This window comes from Thiocapsa sp., from assembly GCF_018399035.1.
Taxonomy (GTDB): domain Bacteria; phylum Pseudomonadota; class Gammaproteobacteria; order Chromatiales; family Chromatiaceae; genus Thiocapsa.
Map to the genome: position 1 here is coordinate 2,961,752 of NZ_CP073760.1, position 21,444 is coordinate 2,983,195.

General features: G+C 64.6%; 19 protein-coding genes. 8 read left to right on the forward strand and 11 right to left on the reverse strand.

Annotated elements, in window-relative coordinates:
* Nucleotides 1-78 precede the first annotated feature (78 nt).
* Nucleotides 79-1,137: a tRNA preQ1(34) S-adenosylmethionine ribosyltransferase-isomerase QueA gene (gene queA / locus KFB96_RS13430; RefSeq protein WP_213457954.1), complete on the reverse strand. Its 1,059-nt coding sequence runs from the start codon at nt 1,135-1,137 to the stop codon at nt 79-81.
* 151 nt (nt 1,138-1,288) lie between these two features.
* Here queA and KFB96_RS13435 point away from each other — a divergent pair, with 151 nt between their 5' ends.
* Complete coding sequence (locus tag KFB96_RS13435; RefSeq protein ID WP_213458243.1) at nt 1,289-2,494, forward strand: exo-beta-N-acetylmuramidase NamZ domain-containing protein; 1,206 nt, start codon at nt 1,289-1,291, stop codon at nt 2,492-2,494.
* A gap of 182 nt (nt 2,495-2,676) precedes the next feature.
* On the opposite strand, the gene KFB96_RS13440 is transcribed toward KFB96_RS13435, so the two are convergent.
* The 3 genes from KFB96_RS13440 to KFB96_RS13450 form a co-directional block, all read right to left on the reverse strand.
* Nucleotides 2,677-4,101, reverse strand: a complete 1,425-nt coding sequence (locus KFB96_RS13440) for a HAMP domain-containing sensor histidine kinase (RefSeq protein WP_213457953.1) — start codon at nt 4,099-4,101, stop codon at nt 2,677-2,679.
* Nucleotides 4,098-4,772, reverse strand: coding sequence for a winged helix-turn-helix domain-containing protein (locus KFB96_RS13445; protein WP_213457952.1), 675 nt, complete (start codon nt 4,770-4,772; stop codon nt 4,098-4,100). The genes KFB96_RS13440 and KFB96_RS13445 overlap by 4 nt, the downstream gene beginning before the upstream one ends.
* A 171-nt stretch (nt 4,773-4,943) precedes the next feature.
* The gene (locus KFB96_RS13450) at nt 4,944-6,482 is read right to left on the reverse strand and encodes a Do family serine endopeptidase (protein WP_213457951.1); all 1,539 of its coding nucleotides are present in this window, start codon (nt 6,480-6,482) and stop codon (nt 4,944-4,946) included.
* A 586-nt stretch (nt 6,483-7,068) separates the two neighbouring features.
* Here KFB96_RS13450 and KFB96_RS13455 point away from each other — a divergent pair.
* From KFB96_RS13455 to KFB96_RS13470, 4 genes are all read left to right on the forward strand, one after another.
* Nucleotides 7,069-7,644, forward strand: coding sequence for a hypothetical protein (locus KFB96_RS13455; protein ID WP_213457950.1), 576 nt, complete (start codon nt 7,069-7,071; stop codon nt 7,642-7,644).
* Nucleotides 7,645-7,984: 340 nt separating this feature from the next.
* Complete coding sequence (locus KFB96_RS13460) at nt 7,985-8,170, forward strand: hypothetical protein (RefSeq protein WP_213457949.1); 186 nt, start codon at nt 7,985-7,987, stop codon at nt 8,168-8,170.
* A gap of 12 nt (nt 8,171-8,182) precedes the next feature.
* Entirely contained in the window at nt 8,183-8,563 is a 381-nt protein-coding gene (locus tag KFB96_RS13465) for a hypothetical protein (RefSeq protein ID WP_213457948.1), read from the forward strand.
* 29 nt (nt 8,564-8,592) lie between these two features.
* A complete protein-coding gene (locus KFB96_RS13470) occupies nt 8,593-10,035 on the forward strand; it encodes a hypothetical protein (protein WP_213457947.1) in 1,443 nt (480 codons plus the stop codon).
* A 7-nt stretch (nt 10,036-10,042) separates the two neighbouring features.
* Here the strand turns inward: KFB96_RS13470 and KFB96_RS13475 are convergent, their stop codons facing one another.
* Complete coding sequence (locus KFB96_RS13475; protein ID WP_213457946.1) at nt 10,043-10,867, reverse strand: PEP-CTERM/exosortase system-associated acyltransferase; 825 nt, start codon at nt 10,865-10,867, stop codon at nt 10,043-10,045.
* Nucleotides 10,868-11,568: 701 nt separating this feature from the next.
* Between KFB96_RS13475 and KFB96_RS13480 the strand changes: the two genes are divergently transcribed.
* The 3 genes from KFB96_RS13480 to KFB96_RS13490 are packed head-to-tail and all read left to right on the forward strand — an operon-like array spanning nt 11,569 to nt 15,540.
* The gene (locus tag KFB96_RS13480) at nt 11,569-11,883 is read left to right on the forward strand and encodes a hypothetical protein (RefSeq protein ID WP_300970191.1); all 315 of its coding nucleotides are present in this window, start codon (nt 11,569-11,571) and stop codon (nt 11,881-11,883) included.
* Between the two features lies 1 nt (nt 11,884).
* Entirely contained in the window at nt 11,885-13,078 is a 1,194-nt protein-coding gene (locus tag KFB96_RS13485) for a hypothetical protein (RefSeq protein WP_213457944.1), read from the forward strand.
* Between the two features lie 11 nt (nt 13,079-13,089).
* A complete protein-coding gene (locus KFB96_RS13490; protein ID WP_213457943.1) occupies nt 13,090-15,540 on the forward strand; it encodes an EAL domain-containing protein in 2,451 nt (816 codons plus the stop codon).
* Between the two features lie 13 nt (nt 15,541-15,553).
* On the opposite strand, the gene KFB96_RS13495 is transcribed toward KFB96_RS13490, so the two are convergent.
* The 6 genes from KFB96_RS13495 to KFB96_RS13520 form a co-directional block, all read right to left on the reverse strand.
* Nucleotides 15,554-16,435, reverse strand: coding sequence for a 2-hydroxy-3-oxopropionate reductase (locus KFB96_RS13495; RefSeq protein WP_213457942.1), 882 nt, complete (start codon nt 16,433-16,435; stop codon nt 15,554-15,556).
* A 62-nt stretch (nt 16,436-16,497) separates the two neighbouring features.
* Nucleotides 16,498-17,706 (reverse strand): glycolate oxidase subunit GlcF, encoded by a 1,209-nt coding sequence (glcF, locus tag KFB96_RS13500; RefSeq protein WP_213457941.1) that lies wholly within the window; start codon nt 17,704-17,706, stop codon nt 16,498-16,500.
* 9 nt (nt 17,707-17,715) lie between these two features.
* Nucleotides 17,716-18,813, reverse strand: coding sequence for a glycolate oxidase subunit GlcE (gene glcE / locus KFB96_RS13505; protein WP_213457940.1), 1,098 nt, complete (start codon nt 18,811-18,813; stop codon nt 17,716-17,718).
* A 556-nt stretch (nt 18,814-19,369) separates the two neighbouring features.
* Nucleotides 19,370-19,978: a Holliday junction branch migration protein RuvA gene (ruvA, locus tag KFB96_RS13510; RefSeq protein ID WP_213457939.1), complete on the reverse strand. Its 609-nt coding sequence runs from the start codon at nt 19,976-19,978 to the stop codon at nt 19,370-19,372.
* Nucleotides 19,975-20,562, reverse strand: coding sequence for a crossover junction endodeoxyribonuclease RuvC (gene ruvC, locus KFB96_RS13515; protein ID WP_300970193.1), 588 nt, complete (start codon nt 20,560-20,562; stop codon nt 19,975-19,977). The genes ruvA and ruvC overlap by 4 nt, the downstream gene beginning before the upstream one ends.
* Nucleotides 20,555-21,304: a YebC/PmpR family DNA-binding transcriptional regulator gene (locus KFB96_RS13520; RefSeq protein WP_213457938.1), complete on the reverse strand. Its 750-nt coding sequence runs from the start codon at nt 21,302-21,304 to the stop codon at nt 20,555-20,557. The genes ruvC and KFB96_RS13520 overlap by 8 nt, the downstream gene beginning before the upstream one ends.
* Nucleotides 21,305-21,444 lie beyond the last annotated feature (140 nt).

A 21,444-nucleotide genomic window follows, 5' to 3' on the forward strand; every position in this document is an offset into this window, starting at 1 on the left:
TTGACGGAGAATACCCGCAGAATCGCACACGCTGATTGACCCATTCGGAGCCGAATCCGATTCGGCCGAACCGCAGGCTCATCGGCTCGATGAGTGGTGAAGCGCCGTATCCTCCTCATTACGGATCAGAAACATCGCATCGCCGTAGCTGAAGAACCGATACCGAGCATCCACGGCGTGGCGGTAGGCGTCCATCACGGGGCGATAACCCGCAAAGGCCGAAACCAGCATGAGCAGCGTCGATTCGGGCAAGTGGAAATTGGTGATCATCGCGTCCACCACCCGAAACCGATAGCCGGGCCGAATAAAAAGGCGACTGTCGCCCCGCAAAGGTTTGAGCTCGCCGTCGGCCGCGGCGGTCTCGAGACTGCGCACGCTCGTGGTGCCGACGGCGACGACACGTCCACCACTCGCGCGCGTAGAATGCACCGCACGGCAGACATCCTCATTCACATCGATCCATTCGGCGTGCATCTCGTGTCGGTCGATGTCATCCACTCGGACCGGCTGAAAGGTTCCCGCACCGACGTGCAGCGTCACCTCCGCGAGCTCGACGCCCATCTCGCGCAGACGGGCCAACATGGCCTCGTCGAAGTGAAGACCCGCCGTCGGGGCGGCGACGGCACCGCTGTGGCGTGCGTAAACCGTCTGATACCGCGCCTCGTCCGAGGCGTCGTCCGGACGCTGGATATAGGGCGGCAAGGGGATATGACCCTGCTCCGACATGAGATCGGCGAAGGTACCCTCGACCAGACCGAGCCGATGCAGATCGCCTTCGCGCTGCCCCACGAGGAGCCGCGCACCTCCATCGAGCTCGATCCAGCCGCCCGGCTTGGGCGACTTGCTCGCCCGGACCTGGGCCAATGCCGCGCGCGCATCCACGACGCGCTCGATCAGGATCTCGACCCGACCTCCGGTGTCCTTACGCCCGAACAGCCGGGCACGCATCACACGTGTGTTGTTGAACACCAGGAGATCGCCCGGCCGGAGCAACCGCGGCAAATCGGAAAAAAGAAGGTCGCGACAGCCCTCGCCCGCGGGGTCGAGTGCAAGCAAGCGCGACGCTCCGCGATCGGGCAGCGGGCGCTGGGCGATCAAATCGGCGGGCAGGTCATAGTGAAAATCGCGAAGGTGCATGGAGCGAATAGCAAGGAGCAGGGTTCAAACGGTCTTCGACAAAGGTCTCGGAGCGGACGATCGGCGAACGCGGCGCGCATCATAGCACCCGAAGGCCGATCGTCTTCGGTTATCCTTCACGGCTGGATATCTCAATGACGCCCGCCTGAACATCGTGAGACTCGGTATCGATCGGCTATTGGAAGACCACGCGCTGCGCCGACCCCTGCAAGGTCGCCGAGTCGCGCTCCTCGGGCACCCCGCGTCCTGCACATCCGACGGCCGGCACAGCCTGGATGCACTGATGGACCTCGGCGAGCTGACTGTGACGGCCGCCTTCGGCCCTCAGCACGGGATGCGCGGGGACAAGCAGGACAACATGGTCGAGACCGAAGACGCCCTGGACCCGCGACACGGCATCCCGGTCTTCAGCCTCTACGGCCGGGTGCGCTATCCGACCGACGCGATGCTCGATCGTTTCGATGTCCTGTTGGTGGATCTGCAGGACATCGGCACCCGCATCTACACCTATGTCACGACGCTGGCCTATCTGATCGACGCCTGCGCCGCGGCGGGCAAGGCCATCCGGGTACTCGACCGACCCAACCCCGCCGGCCGCCCGATCGAAGGCAGCATCCTGGAGCCGGGCTGGGAGAGCTTCGTCGGTGCGGGTCCGCTCATGATGCGCCACGGGCTGACCTTCGGCGAGCTGGCGCGCTGGTTCGTCGACTATCGCGGTCAGGATATCGACCTCGAAGTGATCGCGATGGACGGCTATCGCCCCGAGGTCGGCCCCGGTTTCGGCTGGCCGGTCATGGAGCTGCCCTGGATCAACCCGAGTCCCAACGCGGCGAGCCTCAACATGGCCCGCTGCTTCCCGGGCACCGTCTTGTTGGAGGGAACGACGCTGTCCGAAGGGCGCGGCACCACGGTGTCGCTCGAGGTGGTCGGCGCCCCGGATATCGACTTCGAGCGCGTGCTGGCTTGCATGCGCGCTGAATCTGCCGACTGGACCGAAGGCGCACTCATCCGCCCCTGCTGGTTCGAGCCGACCTTCCACAAGCATGCCGGCCGGCTCTGCTCCGGGCTCCAGATCCACACCGACCATCACGGCTACCGTCACGATCGCTTCAAGCCATACCGACTGATTGCGCTTCTGTTGAAGGCCGTCCGATCGGAATACCCGGACTATCCGATCTGGCGTGACTTTCCCTACGAATACGAGACCGAACGTCTCGCCATCGACCTACTCTCGGGCGGCACCTTTCTGCGCGAGTGGGTCGAGGATCCGGAGGCTCGACCGGGCGACTTGGAGCAGCGGCTGCGTGCGGACGAGGCGCTGTGGGCGGAGTCGACGGCCGGGTTGCGACTTTATTAGTGCAGCACGGCAGATGTGTCGAGACCGTTCGTTGTCGTTGTCGTTGTCGTAATCGACCATCGATACGACGACGACCACGATTACGACAACGACAACGACAACGAAAATGATCTCGGATGGTCTCGGAAATTCTGCACTGCTGCCCCAGTGGTGACTGGTAAGTGGCGAGTGGCGATTCGCCGTTACGCGGCCGGGGAGCGCACATCGCGGAAGCGGATCGTCACGATGAGCCCGGCGGCATCGCCGCCGAGCGCAATGGATGCCTGATGGAGATCGAGCACGGCCTTCACGAGGCTCAGGCCGAGCCCGCTGCCGGGCGTGGAGCGGCTGTCGTCGAGCCGAACGAACCGATCGAGGACCCGCTCGCGCGCTTGCGGCGGAATGCCCGGTCCGGAATCGCGAATCGTCACGGTCACGCCATCCTCCCCGGACGCCCCTGCAAGCGCGATGCCCCCGCCCGACGACGTGTATTTGATGGCGTTGTCGACCAGGTTCGCCAAGGCCTGGAACAGGAGGTCGCGATCGCCCATGACCCGGGCCGGTCCGTCGAGCCGAAGCGTCAAGTCCTGCCCCTTCTCGGCCGCGAGCGGCTCGTAGAGCTCGGCCAGATCCTCCAGCAAGGCGGCGAGATCCACGCGGGCGAAGGCGGCCCGTCGGGCGCCGGACTCGATACGCGCAATCCGCAACAGCGCATTGAATGTGGACAGCATCTCCTCGGTATCGGCGATCGTCTCGGCGGCAAGCGCGCGGGCGTTCTCGCAGGCGTCGAGCTCGGTGCGCAGCAGCTCCAGCTTGGTCCGCACCCGGGTCAGCGGCGTGCGCAGATCATGGGCGATGTTGTCCGAGACCTGTCGAACACCCGCCATCAGCTGCTCGATGCGCGCGAGCATCCGGTTGAGATTCGCGGCAAGCGCGTCGAAATCGTCGCCGCTGCCGTTGAGCGGGATGCGTCGGGAGAGGTCCCCGGCCATGATCTCGCCGGCGGTCTGGTTGATCGTCTCAAGCCGCCGCATCACGCCTGCGCTCATCAGCCATCCGCCCAGCAGGGCCAGGGCCGCGGTCATCGCCAGCCCCCAAGCGAGCGCATCCAGGATCAGGGCACGCGTAGCCTCCAGATCACGCACGTCCCGCCCGACCAGGAGTCGCAGGCCGCCGCGCAGCAGGAAGACCTGTCCGCGTGCCGCATGCTCTTCCGTGCGATCCGGTCCGCGCTCGCGCAGACGGAAACCGATCCAACCGTCCGGGTCAGGAAAGCCCGCCGGCCAACGATCGAGATTCCCGGCAAGCGGCTTGAGGCTGTCGTCGACCAGGAGATAGACGTTCGACCCGACCGGATCGCGTGCGACACGCTCGTTGATCACCGACGACAGACCGGCGAGACCGCGCCGCCGGTACTGCTCGGCAAGCCCGCGGATCTCGGCCTCGATCGTCGCCGCGGTCTGACGGTCCATATAGCCGGCGGTCGACCAATAGAGAAAGGCCATGAGGATGCCGACCGAGACGCCGAGCAGCAGCACATAGAGGACGGCCAGACGGAAGGTCGAGCTGCGCAGAATACTGGTGGCCCGCGCACGCAGGGCCGACGGTGAAGGCACTGCGTCGCTCACGCGCCGCGGATCATGTAGCCGACACCGCGAACAGTCTGGAGGAGCGGCGGGTCGAAGTCCTTGTCGATCTTGCCGCGCAGGCGGCTGATGTGGACATCGATGACGTTGGTTTGGGGGTCGAAGTGATAGTCCCACACCTGCTCGAGCAGCATGGTACGGGTCACCACTTGGCCGGCGTGGCGCACCAGATATTCCAGCAGCCGAAACTCGCGCGGCTGGAGCTGGATCTCGCGGCCGGCGCGGGTCACCTCGCGCTTGAGCAGATCCATCTCGAGGTCCGCGACCCGCAAGCGCGTCTCCGGGGTCTCGGCCTTGCCGCGACGCAGCAGGACCTCGAGACGCGCATGCAGCTCGGAGAAGGCAAAGGGCTTGACGAGATAGTCGTCCCCGCCCGCACGCAGACCCTCGACGCGATCGTCGACCTCGCCCAAGGCGCTGAGAAAGAGCACCGGCGTGCGGTTGCCCGAGGCGCGCAACGTCCGCACGATGCCGACCCCGTCGAGGCCGGGCAGCATGCGATCGACGATCAAGGCGTCGTACTCCCCGCCGGCGGCCTGCAGGAGACCGGCGCGACCGTCCGGGACATGGTCGGTGACCGCGCCGATCTCGGCGAGTGCCTTCAGGAGATAGTCGGCGGTCTGGCGATCGTCTTCGATCAGGAGGACTCGCATGGGTTCGGGGTTCGGGGTTCGGGGTTCGGGGTTCGGGGCATAGAATAGCGCGGAATCCGCTCGGTCAAGGCATGTGGCGGGTCGCGCGGTTGCGCGATCGTGGCCTTGCCCTCGGGCAAGGCCACGATCGGGTGTCGACCTGCGTTCGATGCGCCCGAGGTGCGCCCGGGATCAGGTTGCGAAGGGGACTGCGATGAAGAGGGGCCGCCCGTCCTTCACGACACGCAGGATCAGGCTGTCGCGCTTCTCCTCGGCGGCCGCTCGCACCGCGGTCACGACCTGCTCCGGCGTGCTCACCGACTCCATCCCGACCATCGAGATGAGGCTGCCCGCCTCCACCCCGGCGCGATCGGCCGGACTGTCGGGCTCGACCTGCGACACGAAGACGCCGGCGGCATCCGCGCCCAGTCCGCGCTCGGTACGCAGCTCGGGGGTCAGCGGCGACAGATAGAGCCCCAGACGGGGGCGGCCCGCCGCATCGGCGTCCTCGCTCGGCGCCGCGGCGATCCGTTCCTCCTCGGGCATCCGGCCGATCGTCAACGTCAGGTCAAGTTCCCGACCGTCGCGCACCACGCGCAGGGTCATTTCGGTGCCGGCCTTGGTCTCGGCGACCAGCTTCGAAAGGTCCTTCGGCGTGCTCAACGGTTGACCCGACGCGCTCAGGATGACATCGCCGGTTCGTAGATCGGACGCGGCGGCGGGAGCACCGGGCACGAGATCAGCGATCAAGACCCCGGTCGCCTGCTCGAGCCCGAGCCCGGCGGCCAACTCCTCGGTCACCGGCTGGATCTGCACGCCCAGCCAGCCGCGCTCCACGCGCCCGTTCTCGCGAAGGTCGGCCACCACACGCTCGACGGTCTCGGCCGGGATGGCGAAGCCGATCCCGACATTCCCGCCGCTCGGGGAGAAGATGGCGGTGTTCACACCGATCACCCGGCCCTCGATATCGAACAGCGGTCCACCCGAGTTGCCGCGATTGATCGGTGCGTCGATCTGCAGATAGTCGTCGTAAGGACCCGAGTTGATGTCGCGTCCCCGAGCGGAAATGATCCCGGCATTCACCGAGCCGCCGAGACCGAAGGGGTTGCCGACCGCGAGCACCCAATCGCCGACGCGGGCCTTGCTCGAATCACCCAGCTCGACGGCGACCAGCGGGCGATCGACGTCGATCTTGAGCACGGCGAGGTCCGTCTTGGGATCGACACCGACCACGCGCGCCACATGGCTGGTGCCGTCGTTCAGGACGACCGTCACCTCTCCCGCACCTTCGATTACATGATGGTTGGTGACGATATGACCGTCGCTGTCCACGACGAAGCCGGAGCCCTGCCCCGTCGCCTGGCGCGGCATCGACCGCCCCGGCTGCTCGAAGAAACGACGGAAGGATTCGGGAACGGCGGCGTCCGGCGGAAGCGCCGGGTGGCCGCGCAAACCCATGGGTTGCACGCTCTCGGCCTTGACCGACACGTTGACCACTGCGGGGGTGACCCGCTCGGCCACGTCCGCGAAGCCGGGAAACGCCGCGGACGCAACGCGCGCATCCACGGCGATCGGTTGATCCGCCGCGACGGCAGCGCGGCCGTTCCAATAGACGGCACCGGATGCGAGGGCAAGGGCCAAGGTCGCACTGACGAGTGCCGGGCGACGCAAGTGCAGCGACGGGGCCACGGCGATCGAACGAGTCGGGGGCGTGATTCGGCGTTGTGACACGGTATTCTCCTGACCAAGATCCGGTCGACATCGCCATCGAGACGGATGCGCACCGGTACGTTGCTGAACAGACCGGGAGTATCCGGGCGTCGCCATTGCCCGAGGATGTCCGATGTCTTAATTCTTGTTCATCTAAACCGCGTCCAGAGCGAGATGCTCACTTTCGAGCGAGCTAAACCGCGTCCAGAGCGACATGCGTCATTTTCATTTTGCGTTTAGCTTCGGAGATGTCCTCGATCTCGGTGAGACGCGGTTTAAAATTTTATATTTTTTAATACTTTAAGCCGCGCCGGCTCCAGCGGTTCTGAAATCCGCCGAGGCCGAGCCCATCCTTAAACATTGCATACCGCGCTGGGCGCGGTTTAAGCACCGTCTTCGGGGCTCCGTCCTCCGGGTGCTTGCGGGAGGCGCGCGTACGGGGTACCGTGCGGGCGCCGTCTGCACTGCTTCGGTGTTGGTCGCAGCTCGGCGGGAATCCGAAAAACCGTACCTTCGCGCAAGCACCATTCACTGGTATAAGCAGGCGGGTCGCGGGCTCCGACAACAGGATCCGAGTCGATCCGACGGCACAACAGGAGAGCGCATCATGACTGGAAAACCAATGGCCTTGACCTTGGCTTTCGCACTTGCAGGCGGGATCATCGTCGTGTCTTCGACAGCGCAGGCGGACGTGACCGTCATTCCGGTGACGGGCTCCGAGGTCACCTCGGAGATCAGCGGGATCGTCGAGATCGTCAACGTCGAGCGACGCATGCTCACGATCAAGACCCCGGATGGTCGGTTCCACGTCATCCATGCGCCGGAGCAGGTCGGGCGTCTCGACGAGATCAAGATCGGCAACAGACTCACCATCACCGAGACCGATGCGGTCCTTATCGATCTGGTCAAGGGGTCCGACGAGGCCGCTGTCGGGACGACTCAAGAGACGGTCGTCGACCGCGAGCGCGGGGTTAAGCCGGCGGGCACCATCACCGACACCATGACCCTGTATGGTCGGATCGCTGCAGTCGATACGGCCAACCGTAAGGTCAGCGTCCAAGGCGCGCAGGAGACGGTCGACTTCACCGTCAACGACCCGGCACTCCTCGCCGAGCTTGCGGTGGGCGACGGCGTGGTCGCGACCTTCATCCGATCGGTCAAAGGCAAGGTCGAGGTTCGCTAAGTACTGGTTTTCATAGCGTACATCGGCTCGGAGCAGCACCGACAGCATCGGCGTTGCCCGAGCAGCCGGTCGACTCGAAGCAAATCCGCTCGGTGCAGCCGGCATCCGAATCGATGTAAACCGCGTCCAGAGCGAGATGCTCACTTTCGAGTGAGTTCGAAGTTTAGTGAATCCACGACCCTTAGCGGGGGACGCGGTTTATAAATTTTATATTTTTTAATACTTTAAACCGCGCCGGCTCCAGCGGCTCTGAAATCCGCCGGGGCCGATCCCATCCAAAAACATCGCATACCGCACTGGGCGCGGTTTAAATCCTTCCCGAAAACGATTGGAGGTCGATATGGCAACGATCGAAGAAGTCGAGATGGGACGTTACGCCCAAGAGCTCGAAGACGATGTCCGCCACTTGGTGCGCAAGTATTGCCGCATCATGGCCTGGGACATCCCCGACCTCGACGAGCAAGCTGCGCGTCGGCTCATCCTGGCGGCACTGCGCGCATCCGTCACCCGGGTCGAATCCGAGTAACCGGGCATCGACATGTCCAACGGCGTCGCCGCCGTCGCGGCTCGCCGACGCGATCGGGGATGCGGGAAACCGCCGGCAGGCCGACTCGGGGCGCTTTCCGTCACACTCGGCGCTGTGATCTGCATGCTTGCGGTGACCGGCTGTCAATCCACGGCGTCGAGCCCGCGCCGGGATGCCTGCACCTTCGCCCCCGGCATGACGACGGATGACTTGGCGCGTTGCGGCTGCGTCGCCGGAAACTCGCGCGGCGACGGCTCCGTCATGCTGATGTCGGAGGAGGCGCTCAACAACACCCGCACCGTTGCGATCATCAACTATATGTGTCCGCTCGGCGCGGCCGGTGTCGCGAGGGTCACCGTCATGAACGGCATCGCCACGACCGTCTACGAGTAGACGAGACTCTACCGAGCGGGGCGAATGCGATGAGAGCACTGGACAAGCTCGTGCGGCGATGGCAGCTCAAGGCGATGGAGCACATCGATACGGCGGCGCTCGTACGGACCGGCAATCGACGTCTCCTCGAGCGGTTTCAACGTGTGGCGCGCGACGTGCCGGCCTACGCAGCCCTTCTGAAGACGCGCGGCATCCTTGCCGAGAAGATCCGCACGCCAACCGATTTCCAGGCACTGTGCCCGATTCTCGACAAGCAGGACGTTTTCGGCAGTGTTCCGATCGAGCAACTGTGCGTCGGCGGAAGGCTCGGGCCGTTGGCGGGTGTCCTGACGAGCTCGGGACAGGGCGGACGATTCGCATTCGGCCTCTCCACGCATCGGCAAAACAAGCGTGCGGCCAAGGCGATCGAGCTGGCGATGGAATACGCCTTCGGGACCGACCGCTGCCGCACCCTCCTGATCAATGCGCTCCCGATGGGCGTACGCTTTTCCTGCTCGACCGTCACGGTCGCCGAGACCAGCGTGCGCGAGGATATGGTGTGCGCCTTGGTCGAGCAGTTTTCTCCAAGTTATGACCAGACCGTCCTAGTCACCGACCCGCTCTTCTGCAAACGTATCCTGGATTACAGCCGTGCGACGGGGCTTGAGTGGGAGCGATTCAAGATCCACGTCATCCTCGGCGAGGAAACCTTCGGTGAAGCATTCCGCCACTATGTCGCGAGCCGACTCGGGCAAGATCCGGAACGCTGGACGCGCGGGTTCGTCGGCTCCTCGATGGGCGTGGGCGAGCTCGGCCTCAATCTTTTTTTCGAGACCCGGGAGACGGTCCGGATTCGGCAACTAGCGTATCGCCGACGCGATGTCCTGAGCCCTGCGCTCGGCGATTGGCCGGGCCGAGTCCCGCCGCTGGTCTTCGTTTACAATCCGATGCGCATCTTCGTCGAGATCATCGAGCCCGATATGAACGGTTTCGGTGCCTTAGCCCTATCGACGCTCGACCCCTCGTTGATGCTTCCGCTCATCCGTTACCGCACGGGTGATCGCGCCAGGCTGGTGAGCAACGCGGAGATCGCCCACGCCCTGCAGCGCGCAGGCGAGAAGGGCATCGCGATCCCGAAGCTGCCCATGATCGCGGTGGCGGGCCGGGAAAAGGATGTCCTACCCGACGGGCGCACCCTTCTCGATATCAAGGACGCGCTCTACGCGCGGACGGACCTTGCGGACGGGCTCAGCGGGGCTTTTCGGGTCGAGACGCAGGGCAGCGGCTTATGCCTGCACCTTCAAATGCGCGAGGGCGCGAAGGGCCGCCAAAACAACATCGCCGAAGGCATCGCGGCATGCATCCCTCACCCGGCATCCGGTCCGCCCGACCGGATCGAGCTTTGGACCTACGACGCATTCCCCTTCGGTCGGTGCCTCGACTACGAACGGAAATTCAACTACTACACGGGGGCTAGTCTGCACCCGGACTAGTCGAGTCCTAAGCCGCAGAGCACGCCGACTGCCAATCACCGTCGCCGCGAGTCAGACAAGGCGGCACCAGCGCCGGCTCGAGACCCTCGGCCATGTAGGCGAGAGTCCCGGGCGACACACGGTACAGCCCTTCTTCGAGCGCTTCAATACTCGCAACATAGGGGCGGACGGGACCGTAGTAATCCACCTCGGGGCCGGCCGGGGTATATGTGAATCCCATTCGCTTGAGCAGCACGTATAGACTTCGCTCCATCGCGAGCACCCAATGTGTAATACCGCGCCGCTTGCTGTGCTGATACAGCAGACGACAGATCCCCATGAGGATCTCCGGTGTATTGCGCGGCGGCGCAAAGGCGATGACTTCGGCCTCATCCGCCGGCGCAGGATTCTCGCGCGGCGGCCCCCCGTACAAGGTGTCACCCTCTCGCCTGCGGAAGGATTTCGCGATCGCAAGGCGAGATACCTCGGCGAAGTCGGGCAATGCCGAGTGGAAAGGGTCGTTCAGAAACGCGTACTCCTCCGTGAAGACGCAATGCCGCGTCGCCGGGAAGCCAAGCGGCGAACTCATCACCAAGCGCGCCGTGCCCGCAGGATGGCCGGCCCGATGCGTCGCAAGGATGTGCAGAGAGTGCGCGTCGTACTCGTCCGACTCCAACTCGTCCGGATGTTCTTCTTCAGCCAGGAACCCGCGCTCGACGCAGTAGACCTGATAGCGAATTGAATACACGGTTTCCAGCTCGGACGCATCCGTGACGCAGCTGAACCGAAAGTAGGGGTCTTGGCCGTGAGCCCCCCCCGGATGACGCGCTGACTCCGACGCATTCAAGCTCATGCAACCCCCCGGTGACATTATCGAACCACGCGACCAAAGGCCCCGAGCAAGCAAAACAGAAAGCGAGAGTGCGCTTAAGCATCTCGTAGCGGTTTCGCCGACACGCGTTCTACCTACCCCCGACGTCAGCCTCGTCCATCGAAGGAGGCTATCACAACAACAACATGTCGCGTAATCCCGGGGATTGAGGATCCGCTGCACCCGCCATCTTCGGCACCGACGCGACATGCAGCGCTTTGCGCACTAGCGCAACCCTTGTGTCTACGCACCCGCACCGACTAGACTTGGAGCATCGCCTTATCTCCCCAAGCCCGGTCGCGACTCGCGCTACCGCGCTCGATCATGACGAGAGTTGCGACTTGCAGACGCCCGGAAAAAACGATCCACTTCCGCACTCCTTAGAACGGGAGAGGGGTGATGCATCGATGCTGGTTTACAAGGCGGCCTGCCCGCAACCGCTTGGGCTGCGACCGTCTTCGATACTGTACACCGGCGCATGTAGAAGGATCTCGGCACGGGGCCTCGAGTCTTAGCGCACCCGTGATGGATGAGTCGATTCAGGACTTCTGGAACACGCTTTGATCTCCCGACGGTCTGTGCGCAACATCATCAAGAGCTCGGTCGGTGCGGCCTTGTGCTGCGTATCGCTGCACGCTTGGCCGCAAGACTTGATCGCTCACCGAGACGCGGATGTCGAGACCTTGACCCGCAACGAGGCACGTCTTTTCTTCACGATGCGCCTCAAGAACTGGCCCAACGGAACGTTGGTCAAGGTTTTCGTGCTCCCCGACAACAACGCTCTTCACAATCGCTTCTCCAACGAAGTCCTCGGACTCTACCCTTACCAACTTCGCCGCGTTTGGGACCGACAGATCTTCTCCGGGACAGGGCAGGCACCGACAACCGTATCGAGCGAGCAGGAAATGCTCGACCGCGTCGCCACCACGCCGGGAGCGATCGGCTATGCAGACGGGCCGATCGAGAATCCAAGCATTCGCCTGCTGGAGGTGCGTTGAGATGCGTACCCGGCTCTCTATCGCGGTCATGCTGGCATGGATGACTCCGAGCGCGGCTCCTGCCCTTGAGTTTGTCGAAGGGAAACTGCAGGTCCACGGCTTCGCCAGCCAGGCCGTCCTCAAGTCGACCGACAACGCCTATTACGGCAATAGCCCCGGCACCTCGTTCGACTTCACCGAGATCGGACTGAATGCCTCCTACCAAAGCACGCCGAATCTGCTGTTTTCGGGGCAACTCCTCGTTCGACGCGCGGGAGAAATGTATGACGGCACCCCGTCTCTGGACTATGGTTTAGTCGATTTTACGCCCATCTCCGATGCCGAGCGTCGCCTTGGGGTGCGCCTCGGACGCATCAAAAATCCGTTCGGACTCTACAACGAGACCCGCGACGTTCCCTTCACACGCCCAAGCATCTTTCTCCCGCAGGTCATCTACTACGACAAGGTTCGCAACGCCTTGCTGTCGTATGACGGGATCATGTTCTACGGCGATCGCTATCTCGACCAGGGCAATCTCTCCCTGAACCTCGGCGTCGGGCAGTCCGTCATCGACAACAACGTCGAATGGGCCTATCTCGGCGGCGACTTCGAGGGCGATCTCCGAGCGGAAGGCATCAACTGGGGGATCGGAAGCCTATGGTTTTCAACCCCGGCCGACGAGGTAAAGCTGGGACTCAGCGCCATCTTGACGGAAATGAATTTCAACGCAGCCCCGGACTCGATCTTGACCTCCGGCACGATCGATGTCTACGACTGGGTCGCGTCGTTCCAGTTCAACTCCGAGGACTGGACTGTTTCCGCCGAGTACTCGCGAGCACCGACACACTGGAACGATTTGGGCCCCTATTTCCCCTTCGAAGATCAGGTGATGGAAGGGTATTATCTTCAGGGTGCCTACCGACTGCGCCCGAACCTCGAGATCATGACACGTTACGAAGAAGGCTTTGCGAACCGCAAAGATCGCGACGGCCGGGATTTTTCCGACCTCACCGGGGGAAGCACCCCGAGGTTCGATTTCTTCTCCAAGATCTGGACGACGGGTCTGCGCTGGGACATCAACCCGAACATCATGTTCCGCCTCGAATTCCAACGGCACGATGGAACCTATGCCTTGTCGATCCGCGAAAACCCGGAGTCGGGCGACCTCGTTCGTGAGTGGGATGTCTTCGCCGCGTCCATCTCCGTGCGTTTTTGAGGCACCCCACGATGGACGAAGCCCGTGTCGCGACCACGCCATCGGTCGATCTGAGTCTGCGGTGGAAGGCACTCATCGCCATGACCCTGGCGCTCGTGCTCGTGAATGCATCGCTCGCGCTGATCTCGAACTTCCAGCTGACCAGTCAGTTCGAGCTCCAACAGAGTGCCGTTCGCGATCAGCAAGCCAGGCAGTTGCGCGCTCTCGTGGAAGAGGGCACCCAAGCGATGTCCAAGCTCGCCAGCCTGGTTCCTCTCCTCGGAGTCAGCGAATCGGCAATGACGGACGCGGACGCTGCAATCGAGGAGGCGTTGCTCACCAACGGTGCCATGCTCGATCTGGAATGGGACATTCGGTCCGTCCACTGGATTCGACCGGACGGCAGCACGGCCATCGGATGGCCGGCGGGTGCTCAGGATATTCCGGACGCATTGCGCGCCGAGCTGAGAAGAACGCCCGAGCAGGCAATTGCCACGCTCTTGTGCAGCCCGAAATGTCGGCAGTACAAGGCAACGCCACTGCTCTGGGAGGGCTCCTTCGCCGGCAACCTGGTCCTCGGCCGCTCACTCGCCGATGCCTTGCTGGCCTTCAACGCGCTGACCGGTGCCGAGGTCGCCATCACTTGGCGCGATGATGCCCGCTCCGCGGAGCTGTTGAATCCGCGCAGCTCGGACTACCTGCAGTTTCCCGCCGTGACCTACCCGGACAACACCCTGCCCGTTCTGCGCGCCGCCGCGCCGACGCTCAAAAGCGGCGACACGATGCAGGAGCCGCTTCTGATCCCGCATGGGGCGGGCTGGTACGAGATCTTTCGCATCCCGGCACTCGCCGCCGGCATCGATGCCCTAGTTGTCAACGACGTGACCACTCAGCGCGAGGCGATCCGCACCGCCACCTCAGGCAGCATCCTGCTCGGAATCCTGGGTCTGATCCTCTCGGCCTCGTTGCTCTTGCTGATCATCAAGGGCCCCTTGTACCGACTCAGAGATCTGGCCACGGTGATCCCCTTGCTGGCGGAAAACCGCTATGCAGATCTGCGCCGCCAGCTCCCGGGGCGCTCGAAGTCGCTCATGCTGCGCGACGAGATCGATCTCATGACCGACACGGTCAGAAGCCTCACCGACCGCATGGAGCTGCTCCAGTCCGACCGCGAGCAGGCCGAGGCCCGTCTCGTCTGGCTCGCCGACCACGACCCCTTGACTCAACTCTGCAACCGGCGCCGTTTCAACGACGATTTCGAGCGCATCCTGGATCAAGCCATCCGATTCGGTCATCAGGGCGCGCTCCTGTTCCTGGACCTCGATCAATTCAAGGACGTCAACGATCTGAGCGGCCACCGCGTCGGCGATACCTTGCTGCAACGCGTCGCCGCGCAATTGAGAACCGTTACACAGTCAAGCGATCTGCTCGCACGCCTGGGTGGAGACGAGTTCGCCCTGGTCTTGCCCGAAGCGACCGAGGACGACGCCCTCGCCAGCGCGGAGTCGGTCCAAGAGGCGGTCTGCTCGATCAGTCTCCAAGAGCACGGCCGCCACCACAGGGTGACGGCGAGTATCGGCATCGTCATGTTTCCGACCCAGGGCACCGAGATCGGCCATCTCATGGCGAGTGCCGATCTCGCCATGTATCAGGCCAAAGAGAAGGGCCGCGGGCGCTGGTATCTCTTCTCCGAGGACGACCAGGGCAAGGAGCAGCTCGATGCCCGCGTGCTCTGGCGCGAGCAGATCAGTCAGGCATTGACCCAGGGGCGATTCGAGCTGCACGTGCAACCGATCATCGAGATCGCCACCGGGCGGATCCGGCACATGGAGGTCTTGCTCAGGATGCGCGACGCACGCGGCGGGATGGTGTATCCGGACCGGTTCATCCCCGTCGCCGAACGCACCGGGCAGATCCAGGCCATCGATCGGTGGGTCATCGACAATGCCCTCGCCGCCATGGAGCTGCGGGCCGACTTGAGCCTCTCGATCAACCTCTCCGCCAGCGCCATGGACGATCCCTTGCTGCTGACGGACCTGCGACACCTTTTGGAAAGACACCGCATCGCACCCAAGCGAATCTCCTTCGAGGTCACCGAGACCGCCGCGATCAACAGCCTGCTGAATGCGACGCGCCTGATGCGCGGCATGCAGGAGCTCGGATGTCGTTTCGCACTGGATGACTTCGGCAGCGGCTATGCCTCTTACGCCTACCTGCGCAAGCTTCCGGTCGACGAGGTCAAGATCGACGGGGCCTTCGTGCGCGACATCGCCAAGAACCCGGAAGACCGGATCTTCGTCAAGGCGATCACCGACATGGCCCACGGCATGGGTAAGCGCGTCATCGCCGAGTTCGTCGAGAACGCCGAGATCTTAGGGATTCTGAAGGGGCTCGGCGTCGACGACGCCCAAGGGTACTATTTCAGCAAGCCGGTCAAGCTGGAGCAACCGGGCAAGCCGATCGCATTCGACGGCGTTCTTTGATTGCCGAGGAGATCTACCCTTCGCCAACCGCCCCGCGGATCACCTCGAAGATGGCCGCGGAATCCTCCTCGCCCAGTCCGCGCTCGACGAGCAGGTCCAGCCATTCCGAGACCATCGCCGCAGTGGTCAAGGAGATGCCCAACTCCTGCGCAGACTCGCGCACGATCCGCATGTCCTTGCGGTGCAGGCGTGACTTGAACCCCGGGGTGTAATCGCCCTCGATCATCCGCAGGCCGTGCACCTCCAGGATTCTGCTGCCCGCAAAGCCGCCGAGCAGGGCCTCGCGCACCTTCCGCGGATCGACACCGCTCGCCTGCGCCAGCAAAACCGCCTCCGAGACGCCGGCAATGGTCGCGCCGACGACGATCTGATTGCAGGATTTGCAGACCTGGCCGGCACCATTGGGGCCGACGTGTACGACATTCCCGCCCATTGCCTCGAACAGCGGTTGCACTCGCGCAAAGGCGGCCGGCTCGCCCCCGACCATGATGGACAGGGTACCGGCCTTCGCCCCGGCCTCGCCGCCCGAGACCGGGGCGTCGAGCATCTCGGCCCCGGCGGCCCGGAGCCCCTCGGCCATCATCCGCGTGGACGCGGGCGAGATGGTACTCATGTCCACCACCACTGCAGCGGGTCGGACTCCGTTGATGACGCCCTCGGGGCCGAGGATCACCGCTTCGACATCCGGCGTATCCGAGACCATCGTGAAGACGATCGACGCGTCTCGGGCGACCGCCGCCGGGCTCGAAGCGGTCCGGGCACCGGCTTCGGCCAACGGCGCCATCGACTCGGGCCGACGAGCATGTACGACGAGGTCGTAACCGGCCTTGATCAGGTTCAGGGCCATCGGCCGCCCCATGATGCCGAGGCCGATGAAGCCGACAGATTCGGTCATGATGTGATCCTCATGGATTGCCGACTTGACCGCAAAACCGCACCGAGCGGACCGACCGCGGCTCAGCCGTCGAGCAGCTCGAGCCAGTGGACGACGGGGATCGCGGTGCCGCCGCCGATCTGGAGCTGGCAGCCGATATTGGCCGTCGCGATCAGCTCCGGTCGGCCCGACTCCAAGGCATCGACCTTGTTCGCAAGCAGACGCGCGGAGAGCTCGGGCTGCGTGATTGAATAGGTTCCGGCGGAGCCGCAGCACAGATGGCCGTCCGGCACGGGAGTCATCGCGAAACCCAGCCGACTCAGGATCGGCTCGACGACCTGCTTGAGCTGCTGGCCGTGCTGCAGCGTACAGGGTGCATGGAAGGCGACCTTGCGACCTGCGCCAGGCGAGCCGAGCGGTGCGAGATCCAGGCTCGCGATGACCTCGATCGGATCGCGCGCCAAGGCCGCCACACGCGCGGCCCGCTCGGCATAACGGGGATCCTCGGCCAGCGCATGTCCGTAATCCTTCACCATGGCACCGCAACCGCTCGCGGTGACCAGGATCGCCTCGCAGCCCGCCTCGATCTCGGGCCACCAGGCGTCGATATTGCGCCGCATGGCGTCGAGCCCGTCCGTCAAGGCGTTCAGGTGATAGGCCGCAGCACCGCAGCAGCCGGCGTCGGGCGACTCGATCAGATCGACGCCGAGCCGCGCCAGCACCCGCGCCGCCGCGGCATTGGTCTTGGGTGTGGCGACCGACTGGACGCACCCGCCGAGCACCAGCATACGACGACGCCCGGCGGGCTTCGGCCAGGCACCGGCCGGGCGCGGTGTCGGCAGCTTCGCCTTGAGCTTGGCCGGCAGCAGCGGCTTCACCCAGCGCCCGATCCGCATCAAGGGGCCGAATCGCGACGGATAGGGCACGGTTTTGACGAGCGCCCAGCGCAGCAGACGCTCGGACACCGGACGCTCCACGCGCTCCTCGACCAGGTGTCGCCCGATATCGAGCAGACGCGCATAACGCACACCCGACGGACAGGTCGTCTCGCAGGAGCGGCAGGTCAGACAGCGGTCGAGATGCTGCTGGGTGATGCGGGTCGGCGCCTGGCCTTCCATGACCAGCTTGATCTGGTAGATGCGTCCGCGCGGTCCGTCAAGCTCGTCGCCGAGCAGCTGATAGGTGGGGCAGGTCGCCGTGCAGAAGCCGCAGTGCACGCAGGTGCGCAGGATGGCGTCGGCCTCGCGGCCGGCGGGCGTGCTCAGAAACTCGGGCAGGATCTCGGTCTGCATGCCTGGCTCCTAGAGGGTCGCGTAGAGTCGACCGAGGTTCAGGATGCCGTTCGGATCGAAGGCCCGTTTCATCTCGTAATGCAGTGTCATGAGTCGGGCCGGGAGCGGGTGGAAGACCTCGGAGCGGCGATCCCCTCCGCGAAAGAGCGTGGCATGCCCGCCGACCGAGCCGACCGCGGAACGGATGACGTCGGCCGAGGCATCGCTGCGCAGCCAGCGTTGCGCCCCGCCCCACTCGATCAGCTGGGCGCCCGGCAGCGACAGGGGCGCGACGGTCGGCGGTACCGACAAGCGCCACAAGGGTGCACCGCCGGCAAAGAAGGGATGACCCTGCTCGCGTATCCGATCGCGCCAGAAGACGAGCGCCTCGCCGTCATCGACCGCCTCGCCCCCGATGCGCTCGGCGGCGGCGGAGACGCCGCCGTGGTTGCCGGACAATCGAACCCACAGCTGCTCGCCGTCGAAACAGGTCGCGCTGATCGGCAGGGGCTTCGCGGCCCAGCCCGTCATACGGGCGATCGCCTCGGCCTGCGAGCAGGTCTGGACCAGCGTCCGGCCGGTCGTCGGAATCGGGAGCACCTTCACGCTGATGTCGAGCAGGACACCGAGTGTGCCGAAGGCCCCGGTCATGAGTCGCGAGATGTCGTAGCCGGCAACGTTCTTCATCACCTCGCCGCCGAAGCGCAGGATCTCCGCTCGCCCGGTCAGCACGCGCGTGCCGAGCACCAAGTCGCGGGCCGAGCCCGCGTAGGGTCGCGCGGGACCGGAGAGACCGCAGGCGATGGTTCCGCCCAAGGTCGCACCCGAAGTCGAGTTGTCCCCGCCAGCGGCATCGTCGAAATGCGGGGGCTCGAACGGGAGCATCTGGCCCTGCTCGGCGAGCGCGGCCTCGATCTCGCGCAGCGGCGTACCGCAGCGCGCGGTGACGACCAGCTCCTTGGGCTGGTAGTTGAGGATCCCGGTATGCCCGGACAGGGACAGGACCTCGCCATCGACCGCACGTCCAAGACCCGACTTGGTGCCCTTGCCCTCCAAGCGCAGGTGCAATGAGGCATCGGCTGCGGCGCGGACCCGATCTTGAAGCTCGGCGGTCTGGTCGTTGGTCACCCGTTTCCCCTTGTCGTTTAAACCGCGCCCGGTGCGGTATGCGTCATGTGTTGGAGTGGTTTGGCCGCGCCGGCTCCGACGACTGTCGGAGCCGGCGCGGTTCAAAGTATTTAAAAAGATTAAGTTCTAAACCGCGTCCAGAGTGAGACGCTCACCTTCGAGTGGGCTCGACCTTTGGTGCATTCACGACCCTTGACAGGGGCGCGGTTTAAAATAATATATTTTTTAATATCTTAAACCGCGCCGCCTCCAGCGGTCGTCAAAACTGCCGGGGTCGACCCCATCCAAAAACATCGCATACCGCTCCGGGCGCGGTTTAAACCGCGTCTCACCGGGATCGAGGACATCTCCGAAGCCCAACCCAAAATGAAAACAACGCATGTCGCTCTGGACGCGGTTTAGGAACGATTCAAAATCAACATGAACAGGTCGGTTGGGCAGTGCCGGAGCTTGGAGGATGGGTTTCGCTGCGCTCTACCCATCCTACGGCCTCTGTACACCTTGCTTTTGATCAAGGCTACCAAGTGCTCTAGCCCGCAAGGACGCGGGATATGGTTCAGCGCCCGCTGGCAGCCCGCAGGGCGCTGCGGATGATCTCCTCGGCGCCGCCGCTGCCGTCATCCGCTGCGCGGGCCATTCGCGTCGCATCGACGGGGCGATAGCCTAGGGCCACCAGCGCGCTGACCGCATCGGCGAGGGCCTGCTCGCGCGGGTCGGCGCCGCCGGCCCGCGTCTCGGGGAGATGGGGTGCGCTGCCCGGAATCACATCCAGGCTGTCGCGCAATTCCATCACCAGGCGCTGGGCCGTCTTCCGGCCGATCCCCGGGACCCGGATCAGCACGTCGAGGTCTTCGTGCTCGATACAGTGCGCAAAGCGCGCGGCGTCCATCGAGGAGAGGATCGCCAAGGCCATCTTGGCACCGACGCCGGTGACCTTGAGCAGACGCCGAAAGAGCGCGCGCTCCTGCTCGCGGCCGAATCCGTAGAGCGACCAGGCGTCCTCGCGTACGACTAAATGGGTGACCAGGGCGACGGTCTCGCCGACGGCGGGTAGGTCGTAGAAGGTCGACATGGGGGCCTCGACCTCGTAGCCGACACCGCCCACGTCCAACAGCAGCTGCGGTGGGTGCTTGGCGAGGATCCGGCCGTGCAGACGGCCGATCACGGACGCCAATCCCGCCAGGAGGCGGACGCCCGTCCGCGCGCCGGGATACCCATCGAGTGGGCATGACAGAGCGCGATCGCCAAGGCGTCGGCCTCGTCCTCGCAGGGTGTCTCGGTCAACGCAAGCAGGACCCGAATCATATGTTGGACCTGGGCCTTGTCGGCCCCGCCGGTGCCGACGACGGCAAGCTTGACCGTCTTGGGACTGTATTCATGCACCGTCACACCGGATTTGAGCCCGGCGCAGAGTGCCGCGCCGCGCGCCTGACCGATCTTGAGTGCGGCGGTCGGATCACGGGCGAAGATGAGCTGCTCCACCGCCAACTCGTGGGGCGCGTGCTCGGCCACGATGGCGGCGACACCGTCGAAGATGCGGCCGAGACGATCCGGCCAGGGGTATTCGCCGACCCGCAGGGTGCCGCTGGCGATCCAACGGCTGCGCTGACCGTCGGTATCGATGACCCCGTAGCCGGTCGTGCGCGAGCCCGGATCGATGCCCAGGATGCGATGGCGGAGCTTCGCCGGGGAGCCGATCGGCTTGCGGCCGACGCAAACGCCGACCGGTCGCTGCGGATCGTCAAGCATCGAGCTCGGCCAGGATCTCGTCGGCGATATCGGCGTTGTGGTAGACCTCTTGGACGTCGTCCAGGTCGTCGAGGACATCGACCAGCCGCAGCAGCTTCTCGGCCGTGTCGCGATCGAGCTCGGCGAGAGTCGCGGCGTTGTAGGAGACTTCCGCCACCTCGGTGTCGAACCCGGCTTGGGTGAGCGCGTCCTTCACCGAGGCAAACGCCTCGGGGGTGGTGACCACGTCGAGCGAGCCGTCGTCGTTGGCGAGGACATCCTCGGCACCGGCCTCGAGCGCCGCTTCCATCACCGCATCCTCGTCGGTGCCGGGCTGGAAGCTGATGATGCCCTGCTTGGTGAAGAGATAGCCGACCGAGCCGTCGGTACCCAGGTTTCCGCCGTGCTTGCTGAAGGCATGACGAACCTCGGCCGCGGTGCGGTTGCGGTTGTCGGTCATGCAATCGACCATGATGGCGACCCCGCCGGGCCCGTAGCCCTCGTAGCGGATCTCCTCGTAGTCATCGCCCTCCACCCCGCCGGCGCCGCGCTTGATGGCGCGCTCGACCGTATCGCGCGGCATGTTGGCGCCGAACGCCTTGTCCATCGCCAGACGCAACCGCGGATTCGCACCCGGATCACCGCCGACTTCGCGGCTCGCGACCGTCACCTCGCGAATCAGCTTGGTCCAGACCTTGCCGCGCTGTTTGTCCTGCGCAGCCTTGCGATGCTTGATGTTGGCCCATTTGCTGTGACCCGCCATCGATGACCTCTCTTCACTCGATATCGACCAAGCGCGCCCCCGGATCCGGAACTGCGACCATGAGCCGGGCCGGTTGACACCAGGGGAGTCGCGCTGCATGTTGTTCGGCCGGACATTCTAGCATCGGCCGGGAAACACCG

Excerpts from the sequence above, each read along its gene's own strand:
- KFB96_RS13455 (WP_213457950.1), top strand. The coding sequence starts at position 7,069 with ATGACTGGAAAACCAATGGCCTTGACCTTGGCTTTCGCACTTGCAGGC.
- KFB96_RS13445 (WP_213457952.1), bottom strand. The coding sequence starts at position 4,772 with ATGCGAGTCCTCCTGATCGAAGACGATCGCCAGACCGCCGACTATCTC.
- glcF (WP_213457941.1), bottom strand. The coding sequence starts at position 17,706 with ATGCAGACCGAGATCCTGCCCGAGTTTCTGAGCACGCCCGCCGGCCGC.
- KFB96_RS13465 (WP_213457948.1), top strand. The coding sequence starts at position 8,183 with ATGTCCAACGGCGTCGCCGCCGTCGCGGCTCGCCGACGCGATCGGGGA.
- KFB96_RS13490 (WP_213457943.1), top strand. The coding sequence starts at position 13,090 with ATGGACGAAGCCCGTGTCGCGACCACGCCATCGGTCGATCTGAGTCTG.
- KFB96_RS13495 (WP_213457942.1), bottom strand. The coding sequence starts at position 16,435 with ATGACCGAATCTGTCGGCTTCATCGGCCTCGGCATCATGGGGCGGCCG.
- KFB96_RS13475 (WP_213457946.1), bottom strand. The coding sequence starts at position 10,867 with ATGAGCTTGAATGCGTCGGAGTCAGCGCGTCATCCGGGGGGGGCTCAC.
- KFB96_RS13460 (WP_213457949.1), top strand. The coding sequence starts at position 7,985 with ATGGCAACGATCGAAGAAGTCGAGATGGGACGTTACGCCCAAGAGCTC.
- queA (WP_213457954.1), bottom strand. The coding sequence starts at position 1,137 with ATGCACCTTCGCGATTTTCACTATGACCTGCCCGCCGATTTGATCGCC.
- KFB96_RS13470 (WP_213457947.1), top strand. The coding sequence starts at position 8,593 with ATGAGAGCACTGGACAAGCTCGTGCGGCGATGGCAGCTCAAGGCGATG.
- ruvC (WP_300970193.1), bottom strand. The coding sequence starts at position 20,562 with ATGCTTGACGATCCGCAGCGACCGGTCGGCGTTTGCGTCGGCCGCAAG.
- KFB96_RS13485 (WP_213457944.1), top strand. The coding sequence starts at position 11,885 with ATGCGTACCCGGCTCTCTATCGCGGTCATGCTGGCATGGATGACTCCG.
- KFB96_RS13520 (WP_213457938.1), bottom strand. The coding sequence starts at position 21,304 with ATGGCGGGTCACAGCAAATGGGCCAACATCAAGCATCGCAAGGCTGCG.